The sequence below is a fragment of the Arthrobacter sp. Soil736 genome, from assembly GCF_001428005.1.
Classification (GTDB): domain Bacteria; phylum Actinomycetota; class Actinomycetes; order Actinomycetales; family Micrococcaceae; genus Arthrobacter.
On record NZ_LMSB01000001.1, the window covers coordinates 442,534 to 460,624 of the forward strand.

18 protein-coding genes are annotated in these 18,091 nt (G+C 64.5%); 8 read left to right on the forward strand and 10 right to left on the reverse strand.

The features are described from left to right. Positions 1-34 precede the first annotated feature (34 nt). From ASG92_RS02070 to ASG92_RS02085, 4 genes are all read right to left on the reverse strand, one after another. On the reverse strand, positions 35-1,384 hold the full coding sequence (locus tag ASG92_RS02070) for an FAD-linked oxidase C-terminal domain-containing protein (protein WP_056623666.1): 1,350 nt from the start codon (positions 1,382-1,384) through the stop codon (positions 35-37). Positions 1,385-1,624: 240 nt separating this feature from the next. Beyond that, positions 1,625-3,163 carry an aldehyde dehydrogenase family protein gene (locus tag ASG92_RS02075; RefSeq protein ID WP_056623670.1) on the reverse strand — a complete coding sequence of 513 codons (1,539 nt, stop codon included), beginning with the start codon at positions 3,161-3,163 and terminating at the stop codon, positions 1,625-1,627. A 25-nt stretch (positions 3,164-3,188) separates the two neighbouring features. Then, the gene (locus ASG92_RS02080; RefSeq protein WP_056623674.1) at positions 3,189-4,601 is read right to left on the reverse strand and encodes a VOC family protein; all 1,413 of its coding nucleotides are present in this window, start codon (positions 4,599-4,601) and stop codon (positions 3,189-3,191) included. A gap of 68 nt (positions 4,602-4,669) precedes the next feature. Further along, positions 4,670-5,860 (reverse strand): FAD-binding oxidoreductase, encoded by a 1,191-nt coding sequence (locus tag ASG92_RS02085; protein ID WP_240986959.1) that lies wholly within the window; start codon positions 5,858-5,860, stop codon positions 4,670-4,672. Between the two features lie 112 nt (positions 5,861-5,972). On the opposite strand from ASG92_RS02085, the gene ASG92_RS02090 reads away from it, so the two are divergent. Beyond that, positions 5,973-6,887, forward strand: coding sequence for a LysR family transcriptional regulator (locus tag ASG92_RS02090; protein WP_056623680.1), 915 nt, complete (start codon positions 5,973-5,975; stop codon positions 6,885-6,887). 80 nt (positions 6,888-6,967) lie between these two features. On the opposite strand, the gene ASG92_RS02095 is transcribed toward ASG92_RS02090, so the two are convergent. The 3 genes from ASG92_RS02095 to ASG92_RS02100 all read right to left on the reverse strand — a co-directional run. Beyond that, on the reverse strand, positions 6,968-8,257 hold the full coding sequence (locus ASG92_RS02095) for a GNAT family N-acetyltransferase (protein WP_056623683.1): 1,290 nt from the start codon (positions 8,255-8,257) through the stop codon (positions 6,968-6,970). 58 nt (positions 8,258-8,315) lie between these two features. Beyond that, positions 8,316-8,468: a hypothetical protein gene (locus tag ASG92_RS28030; RefSeq protein WP_157372030.1), complete on the reverse strand. Its 153-nt coding sequence runs from the start codon at positions 8,466-8,468 to the stop codon at positions 8,316-8,318. 307 nt (positions 8,469-8,775) lie between these two features. After that, a partial coding sequence (locus tag ASG92_RS02100) for a hypothetical protein (protein ID WP_240986960.1) occupies positions 8,776-9,021 on the reverse strand: 246 nt, incomplete at its 5' end. 579 nt (positions 9,022-9,600) lie between these two features. Here ASG92_RS02100 and ASG92_RS02105 point away from each other — a divergent pair. The 7 genes from ASG92_RS02105 to ASG92_RS02130 all read left to right on the forward strand — a co-directional run bounded on the left by ASG92_RS02105 (position 9,601) and on the right by ASG92_RS02130 (position 15,640). Beyond that, on the forward strand, positions 9,601-11,049 hold the full coding sequence (locus ASG92_RS02105) for an MFS transporter (RefSeq protein WP_200951854.1): 1,449 nt from the start codon (positions 9,601-9,603) through the stop codon (positions 11,047-11,049). Positions 11,050-11,251: 202 nt separating this feature from the next. Further along, complete coding sequence (locus ASG92_RS02110; RefSeq protein ID WP_056623688.1) at positions 11,252-12,244, forward strand: DUF5996 family protein; 993 nt, start codon at positions 11,252-11,254, stop codon at positions 12,242-12,244. A gap of 124 nt (positions 12,245-12,368) precedes the next feature. Then, entirely contained in the window at positions 12,369-12,716 is a 348-nt protein-coding gene (locus tag ASG92_RS27025) for a UBP-type zinc finger domain-containing protein (protein WP_082579242.1), read from the forward strand. Between the two features lie 320 nt (positions 12,717-13,036). Continuing rightward, positions 13,037-13,813: an SDR family oxidoreductase gene (locus ASG92_RS02115; RefSeq protein WP_157372032.1), complete on the forward strand. Its 777-nt coding sequence runs from the start codon at positions 13,037-13,039 to the stop codon at positions 13,811-13,813. A gap of 14 nt (positions 13,814-13,827) precedes the next feature. Then, a complete protein-coding gene (locus tag ASG92_RS02120; protein WP_240986961.1) occupies positions 13,828-14,886 on the forward strand; it encodes an L-idonate 5-dehydrogenase in 1,059 nt (352 codons plus the stop codon). Next, a complete protein-coding gene (locus ASG92_RS02125; protein WP_056623697.1) occupies positions 14,886-15,104 on the forward strand; it encodes a hypothetical protein in 219 nt (72 codons plus the stop codon). The genes ASG92_RS02120 and ASG92_RS02125 overlap by 1 nt, the downstream gene beginning before the upstream one ends. A gap of 179 nt (positions 15,105-15,283) precedes the next feature. Further along, on the forward strand, positions 15,284-15,640 hold the full coding sequence (locus ASG92_RS02130) for a hypothetical protein (RefSeq protein WP_056623700.1): 357 nt from the start codon (positions 15,284-15,286) through the stop codon (positions 15,638-15,640). Here the strand turns inward: ASG92_RS02130 and ASG92_RS02135 are convergent. From ASG92_RS02135 to ASG92_RS02145, 3 genes are read right to left on the reverse strand one after another with little or no spacing between them, the layout of a single operon-like run. Then, a complete protein-coding gene (locus ASG92_RS02135) occupies positions 15,637-16,230 on the reverse strand; it encodes a TetR/AcrR family transcriptional regulator (RefSeq protein ID WP_056623702.1) in 594 nt (197 codons plus the stop codon). The two genes, ASG92_RS02130 and ASG92_RS02135, sit on opposite strands and share 4 nt — an antisense overlap. Before the next feature lie 25 nt (positions 16,231-16,255). After that, entirely contained in the window at positions 16,256-16,864 is a 609-nt protein-coding gene (locus ASG92_RS02140) for a TetR/AcrR family transcriptional regulator (protein ID WP_056623705.1), read from the reverse strand. A 5-nt stretch (positions 16,865-16,869) separates the two neighbouring features. After that, on the reverse strand, positions 16,870-18,042 hold the full coding sequence (locus ASG92_RS02145; protein ID WP_056623933.1) for an aminotransferase class I/II-fold pyridoxal phosphate-dependent enzyme: 1,173 nt from the start codon (positions 18,040-18,042) through the stop codon (positions 16,870-16,872). Between the last annotated feature and the right edge of the window lie 49 nt (positions 18,043-18,091).

Below are 18,091 nucleotides of genomic sequence, written 5' to 3' on the forward strand. Positions count from 1 at the left end.
GTTTCGTGTCTCGTGCCGCAGACGACTCAGACGCTCATACGCCGCGGCCCGGGGTAAGGATTCCCTGCGGATCGAAAGCGGTCTTGATTCTCAAATGGGCCGCACGGGTGGCGGGATCAAGCTGCTTGGTGAGGGAACCGAATTTAAGCGATCCCACACCGTGCTCGCCGCTGATCGTTCCGCCCAGACTCAGCGCCCTGTCGGTGATGAGGTCCAGGATCCGTTCCGCTTCCGCGTAGGCTTCGGCCGACTCCCCGGCTACGACGACGGAAGGGTGGAGGTTTCCGTCGCCGGCGTGGGCAAATGTCGGTATGACCACGTTTTCGTCCGCGCTGATCTTCGCCAGCGCTTCGAACATGTCAGCCAGCCGCGCGATCGGTACGGCGACGTCGCAGGAGGCACGCAGCCCCCTGGCATCCAGCGCCTTACCGGACACCCGCCGCGCTTCCAGGAGCACGTCGCCTTCCGCCTGTTCGACGTCGCTGGCCCCTGCTTCCTTGCAGAGCCGTGCAGCCACCATTGCGTCCTCTTCGGAGCTGAGCGAAATGAACTGCCCGACGAGAATCGCTGCTCCGTCGGTCGACAGTCCGGTGGGATGGAACTTTTCCACGATCTCCACGCTGGCCCGGTCCATCAGTTCGAGGACGTCGGGGACCACGGAGCTGTTCATGATCGCGGTGACTGCCCGGCCCGCGGCGGCGGCGGACGGGAACGTCGCCCTAAAAGTGACGGGTTTGCCTGCCGGTCGGGGTTTGAGTCTCAGGGTCGCGGCTGTGACGATCCCGAGGGTCCCTTCTGAGCCGACAAAGAGGCTGGTGAGGTCGTAGCCGACGACGTTTTTGCGGGTCTTGGACCCGGTGCGGATGATGTCGCCGTTGGCCAGCACGACTTCAAGTCCGGCCACACTGTCGGTGGTTACGCCGTACTTGACGCAGCGGAGTCCGCCGGCGTTGGTGGCGATGTTGCCACCAATCGTCGATTGGCGGTAGCTGGCAGGATCCGGGGCGTACATCAGGCCGTATTCGGCAGCGGCAGCGTCGATGTCCGCCGTGATCACTCCGGCCTGGACCTCGGCGAGCCTGTTGCCGGGATCAATGCTCAGGATGGTGTCCATTTCGGCCAGTGAAATGACCAGGCCCTTCGGGTATGCGACGGCCCCGCCGGCAAGGCCGGTCCCCGCCCCGCGGACGGACACGGGCACGTTGTTCCGCGCGGCCCAGCGGAGCCCGGCAGCCACATCCTGTGTGGTCCGGGCTGTCAGGACGGCCAACGGCAGTCCCTGGGGCAGGGCTCGGGAGGCGTCGGAACTGTAGCGAACCAGCTCGTCCGGGTCGGTCAAGATCCGGCCCTCGAGCCCTTCTGTCAGCTCCTGGGTTGTAATCATGGATGGTCTTCCTTTGGCTGGTGCGGTCTGCCCGTCGGATGGTGCTGAACGAAAAATGCGGTGGCCGCCCGGAGGCGGCCACCGCATGTTCGGCTTCAGTCGGTTTCCGGGCCTGTGCAGTAAAAGCAGTCGCGGGCGCAGTCCGACGGGTCGCGGAACTGTTCCTGCCGTGAAGGTGGCTGCTGGTCTGTGGTTGCAGTCATGGCTGCTCCTTCCATCGCTGCGCCCGCGACGTAGTCCCTAGAGGAACTTGACGCCCTGGGCGAGCGGCAGTTCTCCCGAGAAGTTGATGGTGTTGGTGGCCTGGCGCATGTATACCTTCCAGGAGTCAGAACCGGATTCGCGCCCGCCGCCGGTTTCCTTTTCGCCGCCGAACGCGCCGCCGATTTCGGCTCCTGAGGTGCCGATGTTGACGTTGGCAATGCCGCAGTCGGACCCGCTGGCGGAGAGGAACTGTTCCGCTTCGGTCTGATCCTGGGTGAAGATTGCCGAGGACAGGCCCTGCGGAACGCTGTTGTGGATCTCGATGGCCTCATCCAGGGTGTCGTACGTCATCACGTACAGGATAGGAGCGAAGGTCTCATCGTGAACGACGGCGGTCTGGTCGGGCATGCGGACGACGGCCGGCTCAACGTAGTAGGCCTCGGGCTGGTCCTCGGCCAGAACGCGGTTACCGCCGTAGACCACCTCGCCGCCTTCTGCGACGGCCTGGATCAGTGCATCCTGCTGCGCCCGGAAGCTGCTGGCGTTGATCAGCGGTCCGACCAGCGTTTCTTCCTGCGTCGGGCTGCCGATGTTCAGGGTGCGGTAGGCATCCACGATCCGGCTGACCAGCGTGTCGGCGATCGAGGAGTGAACAATAAGCCGGCGAAGGGAGGTGCAGCGCTGGCCCGCGGTGCCGGCCGCGGCGAAAACGATGCCGCGCAGGGCAAGGTCCAGATCAGCGGACGGTGCGACGATGGCGCCGTTGTTGCCGCCGAGCTCCAGCAGCGCACGGCCGAAGCGCTTGGCGATCACCGGCGCGATTTCCTGGCCCATGCGCACGGAGCCGGTTGCTGAGACCAGTGCAATGCGCGGGTCTTCGACCAGCTTCTGGCCGCCGACGCGGTCCGTCAGGAGCAGATGGTGGATTCCTTCGGGTGCTCCAACGTCCTTGACGGCACGGGCCAGGAGGGTGTCGACGGCGAGGGCGGACAGGCGCGTGGCGTCTGCCGGCTTCCACACGACCGTATCGCCGGCAACCAGGGCCAGGGCAGTGTTCCAGGCGTAGACGGCGACCGGGAAGTTGAAGGCGGAGATGATGCCGACGACGCCGAGCGGGTGCCAGGTTTCGGCCAGGCGGTGGCCGGGGCGCTCGGAAGGCATCGTTTTGCCGTACAGCTGACGCGACTGGCCCACGGCCAGGTCCGCGATGTCAATCATTTCCTGGACTTCGCCCAGGGCCTCGGAACGGATCTTGCCGACCTCGGCGGTGATCAGCGTGGCGACGTCTTCTTTGTGTTCGGTCAGCAGCTGGCCCCAGCGCTTGACCAAGGCTCCCCGGACGGGCGCAGGGACGTTGCGCCAGGTCTTGAAGGCCTCGGCGGCCTGCGCGATGGCTGTTTCGATTTCCTCGTCGTTGTGGACCTTGGTGTGGAGGATGACTTCCCCGGTGACGGGCGTGCGGGTTTCCCGGGTTCCGTCCAGTGATGCCGGGTCCACGCCGATGGACCGGAGGCTCTTGAGCACCTCTTCGGTGATTTCGCTGGTTGCGGGGATGGAGGATGTAACGGTGGTCATTGTGTCCTTCTTTCGGATGTGGGTATTAGGAGGGAAGGTCTGTGATGGTGATGCCGAGCTGACGCCCGGCTGCCTCGATTGAGGCGGTCTGTTGCGCGGTGTACAGCTCGTTGGGGTCGAAAATTTTGCTTCCCAGCACCTCTGAGAGCCGGTCGATGTCGTACGGGGTCCCGAGCTGTCCGTCGTCGCGGGAACCGTCGTCGGTGAGGTTTGACTGGAAGATGCCCGCTGCCGACCGCGGCAGGAAGTCTTCATAGACAATGGGCTCCGGAATGAGGACGCCGGCCTCGACCAGCTCCCGCAGCGACGCGGATTCCTGCCTGGGGGCTTTGCCTGGCCCGGCGAGCCGGTAGGTGAAGTACGCCAGTCCCTGCAGGGCAAGTTCCTGTTCGGTGACCGGAAGGTTTCTCCGCCAGACCTGCGTGGCTACTTCCACCCGGGTGGTTCCTGCCGGGGACGCGGCCAGCCGGTTGTCGACTTCGGCGACCATTCTGTCGTAGAGGTCCCGGCCCTGCTCCGTCAGGGCAATTCCGCGCTGCTCGACTTCCCCGAACCGGACGCGGAGGGAGCCGGGGCGGACTTCACCGTCCGGGTGGCGGAAGTTCCGTTCCTCGGCGAGGGCGCGGAAGGACGTCTGGCGCAGCAGAACGTCGGGGCCTTCCCAGTTCGGCGGTCCCTGGATCTCGTCAATCATCGCGATTCCGCGGGCTTCCATCCGGGCGTAGAGGTCATCGATGTCCAGCACGCGCGGCGTCAGATGGTTGATGTGGGTTGAGGGGACGCCGCCGATGTCGGCGGCCACCGCGGAAATCCGCTCCAGCTTGAAGTACCAGTCGTGATCGACAGGCTCCTGCGAAAGCTCGAAGGCGGCCGTGGCCAGGTCCAGGAGGCGGGCGGCTTCTTCCTGCTTCAGTTCCTTCGCCGCGCTGGCCTTATCCGCAAGGTCGAGCAATTCCTCGCTGAACAGCGTGCGGGCACCGATGAAAGATGCCAGCTGCTTTTCCGTTTCCTCGTCAAAGAACCGCCGGTCGTCGTGGGCCAGCATGGAGGTGAAGACCCGGAACGGGTTCTTGGCCAGCTCATCAGGGTCGATCGGGCGAAAGGCCGTGGACACCACGGGAACGGAACTCTTCGAGGCGTCACGCAGGTCATAGAAACCGACCGGATACATGCCGAATGCGGCGAAGACCCGCGCGACCTGAGCGAGTTCCCGGGCGGAGCCGACGCGGATGGCGCCATGGCGTTCAGCAGTCACCCGGTGAATGCTGCCGAGCCGTTCGGCTTCCTCTCCGTTCTTGCTGATGAAGTCCTCATTGACCTCACGTGAGACGTCGACGAGGGTGTTGTAGGCGGGTACTTCGTTCCCGTAGAGCGTGGCCAGGCGCAGGGCGAACTCGGCCCGGAGTTCCCACAGCTGCAGCTTCGTTGTCGTTGGCATGGGTTTGTCCTTTCTGGTGCTGTGTATTTCGGCGGTAGTGGCGCAGAAGTTACGGCAGGATAGGTGATTCAGATGATGTGGACTTCCCTGACCTGGGAGAGCTCACCGACGAACCGCGCAGCGCTGAACTGTTCCGGATCCATGAAGGATTCCCTGCCCAGGTACATGTCCCGGACCAGCTCGCCCACGGCCGGTCCCTGCAGGAAGCCGTGGCCGGAGAATCCGGTGGCATACATGAAGCCATCCACGGTGTCCGAGGATCCGATCATGGCGTTGTGATCGGGGGTGTTCTCGTACAGCCCGGCCCAACCGACCTCCAGCTCCTGATGGGCCAGGGAGGGTGCGACGATTTCCGCGGCCCGGTTGAAGGCGGGCAGCCACTGGTAGTCGAACTCCCGGCAAAAGCCCGGCTCCTGATCCTGATTGGAAATGCCCAGGAGCATCCCGTTGAGGTAGTTGTGGAAGTACAAGGTGGTCGACAGGTCGAGGGTGAACGGAACCGTGGGCAGTGGCGTGGAACCCTGGGGCGTCATGCCGATTTGGCGGCGGACCGGCTCAATCGGCAGATGGACACCGGCCATGGCTCCGAGCCTGGTCGACCAGGCACCGGCCGTACATATGACGGTGGAGGCCCGGATTGATCCACGATTGGTGTGAACCGCCCGAACCGCCCCACCGGTTGCGTCGATGTCCAGGACTTCCGTGTCCTGGCAGATGGTCACGCCTAGCTCCTGTGCGGCGTCGGCGTAGGCCTGGACTACTTTGGAGGGCTGGGCGAACCCGTCCCTTGGGGAGTATGACGCCGCCATGAGCGCGCGCGGGTCAAGGAATGGATTGATCCGATGCGCCTCCTCCGCTGAAACCATCCTGCTGGAACCGCCAAGCCGGTTCTGAATATGAGTGCTGTCCTCAACCTGCAGGAGCTCTGCTTCGTTCCGGCACAGGAAGAGGTAGCCCACCTGGCGAAGGCCAATGTCTGTGCGGAACTTTTCACCGAACCGTTCGTAGGCCTCCAGGCTCCGTTGCCCGAGCCTGATGTTGCCCGGATCGGAGAACGTTGCGCGGACGCCGCCCAATGGCTTGGCGGAAGAGCCCGAACCAAGGACGTGCCGCTCGATCAGGACGATGTTCTTCACGCCGGACTCGGCCAGATGATAGGCAATGCTGGTTCCCATGATGCCCCCGCCGAGGATGACAACCTCACCAGCGGCAGGTAAAGCCCGGGCAGGCGATTTCGCCAGCTTAACTACGTTATCCACGTGTTTGGTTTGCATTGTGATCCCTCCAACAGGTCGTCTTGGATCAAGCTTCGGTCCGATCATCCATTTAGGTCAATCGATACATTTTCAACAATTCATATAGAATTGCTATATGAAATGGACCTTCGAACAGCTGAAGACTTTCAAGGTGGTTGCGGATCGGGGCACCATGACGTCGGCAGCTGAAGCTTTGGGGTTCACTCCGGGTGCGGTGTCGCAGCAGATGGCAGCGTTGCAGGCCGCCCTTCCGCGGCCAATATTCGCCCGTGACGGGCGCCGGGTCACGCTCACCGACGCTGGCGTGACCCTGCTGCGTCATGCCCGGATTCTGCTCGAGGACGAACGAAAGGCCGCAGCCGCGCTCAGCGGACCCCAGTCCGAGCAGCGATCGGTGGTCGCCGTTGGAGTCTTTGGTTCCGCGGCCGTTTCGGCCATGCAGCCTGCCATAGAGCACCTGCGCGAAACATCCCCGCACGTGGCCATCCAGGCGGTGGAAGTTGACGTCGAGAACATGCCACAGGCAATCCTGAACGATCAGATAGATATCGCACTTGGACTGAGCTACGACGACGCGCCACAGCCCCCAATGCGGGGCATCGTGACCGTACTGCTCCACCGCGAGCCGTTCTTGATGGTGCTTCCCCCGGAGGCCGCGGAACTGCGCGAAAACAATTCCGCCCTGGTGGACTATGCCAATGCCACCGACTGGGTCCTGCCGCCCCTTGAGACGTACTACGGGAGGGCATGCCGCTTCGCTTGCGCTCGGGCCGGAATCGAACCAAAAGTCCAACACACAGTCACGGACACGGCCGTCTCAATTTCACTCGCAGAGTCCGGAGTGGGCATTACGCTCGCTACTCCTCTCATGATGGGGCTGCGGCCCACGGACAGCCCCACTGCTACACTTCCCGGCAACTCATATCGAAGCGTCGTCGCGATCGCGCGCTCCTCGGCGCTCGAAAAGGAAAGCGTTCGCGCTGTTAGGGATGCATTAACCCAGGCATTCACGCCACTGCGGACAGCTTAGGAGCACCAGCGCCGGCTGGACGCAATCCGGGCCAAGCCGCTAGGCGCGGAAGGCCCACTTCGCCTCCGCGCCTAGCCTGGCTACACCCTCGCTATCCGTTCGATGTCTTCGACGAAGTCCTTGACTACGGTTTCTGTAACTGTTGCGCGGGTTCCTTCGATGGCCTTCAGGTAGGCGCGGGTTGTGAGGGCATGGTTTTCCGGAGTGGGTTGCCCGGTGCTCTGCACGGCGTGTTCGAGGGCCTGTTGTGACGCTTTTCGGGCCGCGAATTCGATGTCGGCGGGGGAGAACCGTTCGCTGGCCAGGGCCAGGGCGTCGAGGTCGATCTGCGGCGAGATTGAGGGCGGGATGTAGCGGTTCCAGATGGCCGTCCGCGCGTCCAGGTCCGGAGGGCCGATCGGTATGACGTAGTCGAAGCGTCCGTGGCGGAGGAAGGCCTTATCCAATGAGCGAATGAAGTTGGTGGCGCAGATCAGTAGGCGGCCTTCCTTCTCCCGGAAGGCCGGGATGATCTTCAGGAGCTCGTTGGTGACTCCCTGCAGGGGTGATGTTGCTTCTCCGGTGCGGGCGGAGGCTATCTCTTCGACTTCATCAATGAACACGACGGCGTGTTCGAGCCGGCCGATGTCCTGGAAGACCTGCCGCAGGGCTCCGGCGAGGCCTTGCGCGTCGGAGGTGAGCCGGGACGGGAACACCTCGATGAACGGCCACTCGAGTCGGGAAGCGACGGCCTTGGCGAACGTGGTCTTGCCGGTGCCGGGCGGGCCGAACAGGACCACGGATCGCGGCGGGGTGACTCCCAGGGATTTGGCGAGTTCCGTCCGTGCCAGTGGCAGGATCGGGCGGTTTTCAATGAGGGATTTTTCGCGCTGCATGCCTGCGAGGGCATCCCAGAGCCTGTGGGGGAGGAGGCGGCCGCCCAACTGGCTCAGCCGTCCGATCTCCCTGGGTTGAAGCGGGATGGTCCGCTCAAAATAGTGGAGGTCTTCCTCCACCTTGTATTCGCTGTTTCGGAAGGCACGGACTCTGGTTTCCGAGGCAGGGAGGAGTGCGGAAAACCGTCGTATCCCTTGGTTCGTCAGCCTGTCTTCCATCCCGGCCAGGAGAGCACTGCCGAGTCCCTGCTCCCGCCAGTCCCGAGCCTGTGCCAGCATGACCATCCAGGCGCGGGCATCCTGGACCTTGCAGGCCGCTGCCCCGACAACCCTTCCTTCCATCACGGCCACGGTAGCCACACCGGTGGAGCAGGCGTCGATAATCTCGGTGAGGGTGTAGACCGGGTGCACGCCGGGTGTCCGGGACTGCTGCCAGACACTGATGAGCTGATCGAGATCATCCGGGTGGAAGTCGCGCACGCTCCAGGGCTGCATGACAGGCCGGCTACTCGTTGGCGGGCTCATAACCGTCGTGGGTTCCGTCGGAGGCATTTCAGTCGGTTTCAGGGCAGGCGCAGTAGAAGCAGTCCTCGCCGCCGCTGCAGTCGGCGACAGGAGTGAGGAGTGCAGGTTCGGGCACAGTCCGGGCGAGTGGCGCCGGCCGGTCTTGAAGGTCCGGGGCCTGGGAGGAAATCAGATTGGTCATGGGTCCGTCGCATCCTGGTCGAGGGTGGCTGGGCGGCGGGGAGCCCTGGGGCAAACCACGCCGTCCTAAAGTCATGTCCAGTATGTAAGGAAGAACACTTAAGAAAAAGCGATGAGATGTGAAGTGTAAAGGTCAGGAACGATGATGATTCGGAATCCGTGATCAGCCGCTCTGATGACGCTGAAATCCAGCGTCGTGTCCGGACGCGAATGCAAGGCACTACGCCGGACCGTTCTCATCGTGCCGGTCCTCCGACAATGAAGTGAACGATCTGGCGCCGGGCCTGGGAGGGCCGCTTTGCCGAACCTCAGCGGCCCGGGCCGGTCTCTATCTGTGAGTTCGCCGGTTGTTCGCGCCGTTCGTGTGTCTGCCCGTAGGGGACGTCGCGGCTGACAGCGACGGTGTAGCTGGTGTATCCGTGCTGGGTGACGAGGATGCCGTGGCGGCATTCCTTCATGGCTTGTTCGCGGGCGATCTCTACGGCGGCGTTCAGGTCGTTTTCGACGGTGTCCGGGTCGTGGGCGGTGATTTCCAGGACGACGTCCGAGTGGCGNGGCATTCCTTCATGGCTTGTTCGCGGGCGATCTCTACGGCGGCGTTCAGGTCGTTTTCGACGGTGTCCGGGTCGTGGGCGGTGATTTCCAGGACGACGTCCGAGTGGCGCTTGATCATCGTGGTCTCTTTCTCGACGGGATGTGCCGGGGCTCTCAGCGGGCACGGGCTTCCGGGGCCGGGCATACCCGGGGCGGCGGAAAGCGGTGGTTCGAGAGGGGTTGCCCGGCATTCTCTGATGGGGCGGTGGCCGGCCGTAGTGTCTGGCGGGCTGGATCGGCGGAAACAATTTCCTGCGGATCTGTAGTCAGTGTGGATGATCGGCGCGCCGGGCGCAATACNCGGCCGTAGTGTCTGGCGGGCTGGATCGGCGGAAACAATTTCCTGCGGATCTGTAGTCAGTGTGGATGATCGGCGCGCCGGGCGCAATACAAAGTCCGAAAAAGATCGGCTGTGTCGGTGCAGTGCCGTCTTCGTCATCGAGCCATGTCGAACCCGCAGAAGAAGCGTCCGGAACTGTTGGTGGGGAGCTGGAACTGAGTGATCCCTTGCCGGGTGCGCCGCAGTGTTTACTGGAAGAGTGAGCTTCCCTCCGGCGACGCGTGCTCAGAGACTCGTCCTTTGGGTCGCGATTCTTGCCTCCTTCGTGTCCTTTTTGGACAGCAGCGTCATAAATGTGGCATTACCTGCCATTTCCCGTGAACTGGGAGGCGGTCTGACGACCCAGCAATGGGTCGTGGACGCCTACCTGATCACCCTCGGTTCCCTCATCCTCCTTGCAGGATCGCTGTCTGACGTGCTCGGACGGATCCTCATTCTCCGCGTCGGACTGCTCGGTTTCGGTCTGACGTCCCTGATGTGCGCGTTCGCGCCCACCGCTGGGGTTCTGATCATTTCCCGGGCCTTGCAAGGTATCGCCGGGGCCCTGCTCGTGCCCAGTTCGCTCGCGCTCATCACCTCACATTTTGACGGAACGGCCCGAGCCAAGGCCATTGGCCAATGGACTGCCGGTACCACCGTGGCCTTCATCGCCGGACCGCTCCTGGGCGGCCTGTTGGTCGATTCTGTCGGCTGGCGCTGGGTGTTTGGCATCAACGTTCTGCCGATCGCAGTGACCGTGGGTCTTCTGGCTGTGCTGCACGCGCCCGACATCCGCGAGGAGGGGGTGCGCATTGACTACCCGGGGGCAGTGCTGTGCGTTCTTGGGCTGGCCGGACCGGTGTATGCCCTGATTGAGCAGGGCGCCCAGGGGTGGGGGAGTCCGGTCATCCTGTTGCCCTTCATCCTCGGAGTACTCTGCTTTGCGGCGTTCATCTGGCGGCAGGCAACAGCGAGACAGCCACTCATGCCACTGAGTCTCTTCGCCGTCAGGAACTTTGCGGCCGGCAACATGGCCACAACGTTCATCTATGCCGCGCTCTCCATCGGCGGATTCATCATCGTGCTCTTCCTGCAGCAGGTGGCCGGATACCCGGCGACACTCGCCGCTCTTGCCCTGTTGCCGGTCAGCGTGCTGAGCATCTGCTTGTCGTCATGGTTCGGTTCACTCGCCGGCCGATACGGCCCGCGGTGGTTCATGGCTCTGGGTCCCGTCGGCGCCGGCCTGGGCTACCTCTTGATGGTCTCGTCGCAGACACCCGTCAATTACTGGAATCAAGTGCTGCCCGGAATCATCCTCTTTGGGGCCGGGCTCTCGGCAACAGTTGCACCGCTTACCGCCGCCATACTCGGATCGATCTCCGAACAGCAGTCCGGGATCGGCTCGGCAGTAAACAACGCGGTTGCCCGGGTATCGGGGCTGATTGGCATCGCCTTCGTCGGACTCATCGCCGGGAAGCAGCTAGACCTGGCAGGATTCCACCGGGTGCTGATCGCCACCGCCATCCTTCTGGTCATCGGAGGCGCGGTCTCAGCCTCCGGGATCAGGAACCCGCCACGGAACCTCGCACCGCGGGTACCGCCGCCGCCCAGGCTAAGCGGTGGAGTTATGCGGACGCCGGATAAGCCGAACGGCATCCAAAGCCCCTAGCCGGTCCGTCGGGGGCGTGGGCCTGTGCGGAAGGAATGGTAGACCGCGGATCGACGCTGATTCGTGGAGGGCTCCTGCGGCGACGCAAAGGCGATGCGCACCAGGAGGTGGGTGGCAGAATTGTTGGGAAGGGGACCGCACCTGCAGGGGTCAGTGCTGACGGTGCGCGGAGGGTGAAGTCCGGATGGCGGAGGAACCTGCGATGGACCACATGGAAGCTGCCGGGGCTCACAACGGATGGCCCCGCCTCCGCGTGGCTGACTGGACTGAAACCCGGGATACGGTGCACATGTGGGCGCAGATCGTGGGTAAGATCCGCATGGCCCATGCGCCGATGCTCAACCACTGGTGGCAAGTGACGCTGTACGTCACACCGCGCGGGCTGGCGACCTCCAGGATCCCGTATGGCCGCGGCGCTTTCGACATCGAATTCGACTTCTGTGACCACCGGTTACACATACCCTCCAGCGACGGGACTGCCGCGAGCATCGTGCTCGAAGCCAAATCGGTGGCCGAATTCCATGCAGAGGTATTTGAGGCCTTGCACCGGCTCGGCATCAACGCCTCCATCCGTGGCATTCCGAACGAGGTGGATCCGGCCATACCCTTCGCCGCAGACGACCGGCACGCCTCCTACGACCCCGGTGCCGTCCGGCTGTTCTGGCGTCAGCTAGTCCAGGCGGACCGGGTCCTGAATGAATTCAGGTCCTATTTCAGCGGCAAGGCGAGTCCCGTTCACTTCTTCTGGGGATCGATGGATCTGGCTTACGCGAGGTTCTCCGGGCGGGCGACGTCGACCCAACCGGGGGGAGCCCCAAACTGCCCCGACTGGGTCATGGCGGAGGCTTACTCCCACGAGATGAGCAGTTGCGGGTTTTGGCCGGGGGGAGGTGATGAAGGGGCCTTCTACGCCTATTCCTTCCCCGAGCAAGCCGGTTACGCCGAGTACGTCAGCGAAGCCGACGGGGCCGTCTACAGCAAGGCCGACAAGCTATACCTGCTTCCTTATGAGAACGTCCGCTCCGCGCCGGACCCGGACGGGACGCTATCGCGGTTCCTTCACTCCACCTACGAGGCCGCTGCGGAGACAGGACACTGGGACCGTGCCGGTCTTGAAATCGATCCGGACCGCTGGCGGCAGCACCGTCACCACCGGCAGCCCCCTGAGCAGACGTTCGGCGAGACCTCGCGCTGACCCCGAGGCCTTCCGCGACACGACGTCGAGCTGCCCGGACGAACCACCTTTCCATCGGCCCTGCCTGGACCTCCACGTAAAATAGTGCGTGGGCGACGGGCACTCGAATCCGAGGAGAAGCCATATGAATGCGGTACAGGGCATCGATGTCACGGTCCCGCCCAGCGGGGGCGGCTGCGTTGAATGCGAAGCCGGCGCAGGCTGGTGGCTGCATCTTCGCCGGTGCGCCCAGTGCGGCCACATCGGCTGTTGCGATAACTCACCGTCCCAACACGCCTCCGCTCACGCCCGATCCACCGGCCACCCCGTCATCCGTACGTTCGAACCGGGCGAAGCCTGGTTCTACGACTATCCCAGTTCCACTTTTTTCGACGGACCGGACCTGGCACCGCCGGCCCATCACCCACTCGATCAGAGCGTCCCGGGCCCGGCCTCGCGAGTCCCCCAAGACTGGCGCCACCGCCTGCCCTGACAATGTCGCCTGGCGGAAGCGCACGAGCCACCCTCCGTCCAGGCTTACTGTGTCTCGAAGGCAGGACCAGGCTGAGCCTCTTAGAACCGGCCCAGGGCTAGCGCTTAGGCGAAGAAAACGGAGTCGTCGGAGCCTCTACATCAAATACGAGACCGTGGTCTCCCGGGGAACTGCGTCCCTCCATCGGAAATGCGAATATCAAATCAAATGAGAAAGATTTCTTGATTTTGCTGCTTGAGCATCCTACGCTTGAGGACATAGGTTACGGGCCCGGCAGTGACGCAGGGCCGCCGTATCGGACAGCGATGAGAGAAGCGCAGATGGACAGCACACCACCCTTTGATCTGACGGGCCGCTTGGCCCTTGTTACCGGCTCCTCACGGGGGATTGGAAACGCTTTGGCGAGCGGGTTGGCTCGTGCGGGAGCGTCCGTTGTTCTCCACGGCTTGGACGCAGACCGTTTGGAGCGGAGCCGGCTGGCGCTCGCCGAGAAGTTTGGCAAGGACCGGGTCGATGCCGTCGCGTTCAACATCACCGATGAGGGTTCCGTGGCACGGGGAATAGCCCATATCGAGGAGAATCTCGGCGCGCTGGACATCCTGGTCAACAACGCCGGCATCCAGCACCGGGTTCCCCTGCTGGATCTGGCGGTCGAAGACTGGAACCGGGTGATCTCCACCGACCTGACCAGCGCCTTCCTCGTGGGGCGTGAGGTGGCCCGGCGGATGCTGCCGCGAAAGCGGGGAAAGATCATCAACATCGGCTCCGTGCAGTCGGATCTGGCCCGCCCGACCATCGGCGCCTATACGGCCGCGAAGGGCGGCCTGCGGAACCTGACCCGGGCCATGACGGCTGAATGGGCAGGGGAAGGGCTCCAGATCAATGCTGTCGCGCCCGGCTATATCCACACCGAGATGACCCAGCCCCTGGTGGACGATGAGGCGTTCAACTCCTGGATCTGCAAGCGGACCCCTGCAGCCCGCTGGGGGACCGTGGATGACCTCACCGGTCCTGTGCAGTGGCTGGCCTCGGACGCCTCGGCGTATGTGAACGGGCAAACCATCTTCATCGACGGCGGCATGACGGCGGTGGTCTGACGATGCCCGGCAACGTGAACACGAACGGATCGGCCCTTGTCATCCACGGCGTCGGGGACCTGAGGCTGGATGCGGTGCTGCCTGCTGCCCCGCGAAGTGATGAGGCCGTCGTCGAAATCGCCTACGGGGGGATCTGCGGGTCCGACCTGCACTACTGGCTCCACGGTGCCGCAGGCGAGTCCATACTGCGTGAACCGCTCGTCCTCGGCCATGAAGTGGTCGGCACGGTCAGCCGGGCTGCCGAGGACGGATCCGGACCGGGGGCAGGCACCGCAGTCGCGGTCCATCCGGCCACCCCAGGGGGCGCGGGCGCGCGTTACCCTGCGGAATCCCCCAACCTCTCTCCGGGATGCACCTATTTGGGGAGTGCGGCCCGGTTTCCCCACACGCAGGGAGCGTTCAGCCAGTTCGCCGTGCTGCCGGCCCGGATGCTGCGGCCCCTGCCCGAGGGATTGCCGCTGAGGACTGCGGCCCTCGCCGAACCGGCCAGCGTCGCCTGGCACGCCGTCGCCCGCGCCGGTGACGTCCGGGGCAAACGAGTACTCGTGATTGGAAGCGGCCCCATCGGATGCCTCGCGGTCGCCGTACTCAAGTGCGCCGGCGCAGCGGAAATCATCGCCGTCGACGTCCACGAGGAACCCCTGAAAACCGCACGGCTGGTCGGCGCCACGGAAACGATTCTCGCCGCCGACGCCGACGCGATAGCCGCCGTCGAAGCCGACGTCTCGGTGGAGTCGTCAGGAAATTATCGAGGTCTTGATTCCGCGATCCGCGGCACCATGCGCGGCGGGACGGTGGTGATGGTGGGACTGCTGCCCAGCGGCGAACAGCCGGTGGCCATCTCCCTGGCAATCACCCGTGAGCTGGACCTTCGTGGCTCCTTCCGCTTCAACGATGAAATGGACGACGTCCTTTCGGCGCTGGCCGACGGAAGCCTGCATGTGGACCCCGTGGTCACACACGAATACCCGTTCAGCGACGCCATCGAAGCCTTTAACACCGCCAAGGACTCGCGCCGCTCAGGCAAGGTCCTTCTCTCGTTCACGCCGGACACGACCCCAGGAGCACGCTGATGCTGCGAACACTGGGGCAGGCAACCCAGGCGCGGGCCCGCCGTCCGGTCACTGCTGTGACCGGGACCCACTGCCCCGTCAGCGGGGTATGGGCGCCCGTCGGTGAGGAGAGGGCCCTATGCCGGGTCCTCGAAGGAAGCGTCATGCCGGCCTTCCGCAACGCCGCCGCGGAGTGGAAACTCCTTGAAGGCCTTCAGCGGCGTGACATAAATACGTGACATACATAGCTGAGGCGCGTCCGCGCCGGACACCGGCCACACGTGGCGGGCAGGTCCGCCGTCGTTCGGAAACACCCGCCGGGAATCCGGCTCTGGAACGCAGGCTGTCCGACGCCAGAGTGTCGCGCGCCCACCGGCAGAGCCGTGTGCGCACGCTCCAGAACCACAGGAACGAGGCAGTGGCAGCCGCTTTGACCGCACGCGTGCCCGTTGCGGCCATCGCGGCCATCACGGGCCTGAAGCTCACGGACGTGAAGAAGATCGGAAAGGGCCATTCCGACTCCTACGTTGCCGGTGTTTCCCGCGAGCAGCACCTTGCCGGGCTCGCCGAGATAGCCGGCCAGCTCCTGGAAGCCGTGGAGGAAAAGGCCACCGCAGAAAGGAAGTTCCGCGCCGACGTCGTTGAAGCCCTGCGCAGCGGTCAGCTGGACGTCTTCCGGATTGCCGCGCTGACGGCCGTGACCGCCGAGCGGCTGCGCGAGATCACCCGCGGGACCGGATTGCGCGGGGAAGCGTTCCGGTCGCGTCCTTCCTAGGTGCCGGCGCTGCTGGAGCGGTCCTCGCTCCACCCGATCATGGCGCCTTTGAGTGCCGAAACGAGCCGGGCAGTGGCCTGGTCCTTGCTCAGGCCGACGGTCCGGATCAGGTCGAGGATTTCACGGGGGTCGAACAGGATGTTCCAGAGAAACATGGCTTCATCCCCGAGGGGCGGGAGGCCCAGCTCATCGCACGTCTCGCGCAGGGGACGCTCCAGTGCGTCCGCCTGGACGGTCAGGTAGAAGGCGCCTTTACGCAGACGTGCCAGATAGCCCTCGCCTGAACGCGTATACAGCATCGCTCCGCCGTGGCGCGTTACCAGGTCCACCCATTTGCGGCTGACGGCCTCCAGCAGTTCCAGCCCCGAAGTTTCCTGCTTCAGGCTGAAATCCCGGAGCTTTTCCCCCACGCCGAAGCGGTATTCAGCAAGGATGTCCTCGACGGAGGCGAAATGGCGGTAGGCGGTGGCAGAGGAAATTTCGGCGTGCTTGGCGATGTCCGTCATGTTGATCGGACCCCGCCTGGAGGCGAACAGTTCGCCCGCGGCCTTGATGAGCTGTCTGCGGTTGCGCTGTGTGTCGCTACGCATTGATCGGCACCCTTTCGTTACCCACCTAGCTTAGGTCCTTGGCAGGGTCCCAACCCCGGAGCGCGGCCGTGAAGGTCCGCACCAGCCGGTCGGATGCCTGCTGCGGGGTGAGTCCGACCGTATGAATCAGGTCAAAGATTTCGCGCGGGTCAAAGAACAGGTTCCAGAGGAACAGTGCATGATCGCCCGTGTCTTCTGTTCCGAGTTCCCGGGTCAGCTCCTCCAGCGGCCGCTGCATAGCCTCGGCCTGGACGGTGAGGTAGTACGCACCGTCACGGATGCGGGCCAGGTACCCTTCGGCGGAACGCGTGTGGACCATCGACCCGCCATGCCGGACCACCAGCTGTACCCACTGACCGCAGACAAGATCGAGCAGAGCCCTTCCCCGGGCTTTCTGCGCCTGGCTGAACGCCAGCAATTCCCGGCCCACTTCGAAACGGTAGGCCGCGAGAACGTCGTCCACGGAGGCGAAATGGCGGTACGCGGTGGCCGTGGAAATGCCTGCGCTGGCCGCCACTTCGGCCATGGAGGCCGCCGTGCCGGCTCCGAAGAGCTGGCCGGCGGCATCAATCAGCAGCGTCCGGCTTCGTTGAGTGTCGGCGCGCAGCCCGGAGGCAGGGTCGCTGAGAGGCATCCGGTTTACCCCAATGCCGCCAGGCCGGCGGCGATCCGCTCCACACCTGCAGTGATCGCTTCGGCGCTGGCAGCGTAGGAGAGGCGGAGATGGAATTCGCCGTTCCGCCCGAACTCGCTGCCGGGGCGGACGGCCACCCCGAAGTTGCGCAGGTGGGCGACCATGCCGGCTGCGGGCATGTCCGCGTCGTACCTGGGGAAGAGGTAGAACGCGCCTTCGGGTGAGCTGACCGTCAGTCCCGGGATCCTGCTGAGCCCGCTGAACATGAGTTCGCGGCGCAGGGCGTAGGAAGCGTGCATGCGTTCGATGTCGGGTCCGCACGTCTTCAGCGCGGTGAGCGCTGCCAGCTGGACGGCCGTGTTCATGGAGCCGTTGAAGGTGTTGTGCACCCGGGCCGCGGAAGCAATCACGTCGGGGGGACCCCACAGGTAGCCGACGCGCCAGCCGGTCATGGCGTAGCTCTTGGAGAACGTCTGGCAGTAGATGGTCCGGCCCTTGAGGCCCTCGATTTCCAGAGCGGAGACGAAGGGCTCCGCGGTGTAGACGAGGTCGCTGTAGGCCTCATCGGAGAGCACCAGCGTGTCCGTTCCCGCCACCATGTCCGCCACGGCCTCGAGCTCCCGGCGGGAGTGGACGATGCCGGTCGGGTTGGACGGGTTGCAGAAGACAAACAACTTGGCCCCGTCCAGGGCCTCGGCCAGTGCTTCCAGGTCCCAGTGCAGGTCCCCGGCCAGCGGCACCGGCACGACGGCGCCTCCGGCCATGCTCACCAGATCCGCGTACAGGGAGTACGTCGGGTCCGGGATGACCACCTTATCGCCCGGGTTGACGATGCCCAGGATTGCTGCTGAGAGCCCGGCGGTGCCGCCCTGGGTGATCAGCACGTCGCCGGGGCTGGCCACTTCACCGAGGAGCCGGCCGATACGGGCGGCCAGCTCCTCGCGAAGCACCGGCTCGCCCAGCAACGGCGAGTAATGGGTGTAGCCCTCGTCCAGGGCCTTTGCCGCCGCGGCGCGGACCTGGGCCGGCGTGTCGAAGTCCGGCTCGCCCATGGCCAGGGACACGAGGTCACCCTTTGACTGGGGCTGCTGGACTCGCAGGGAGGTGCGCTGAACACGCAGCACGGCTTCGGAGGGCTGGAATCCGCTGGCGAGGGCGGTGGCTGGTTCAAGGGTCATGGTGGGCCTGCTCTGGTTCGTTGGGTGGTGGGCGGCGGTGCCGGGAACG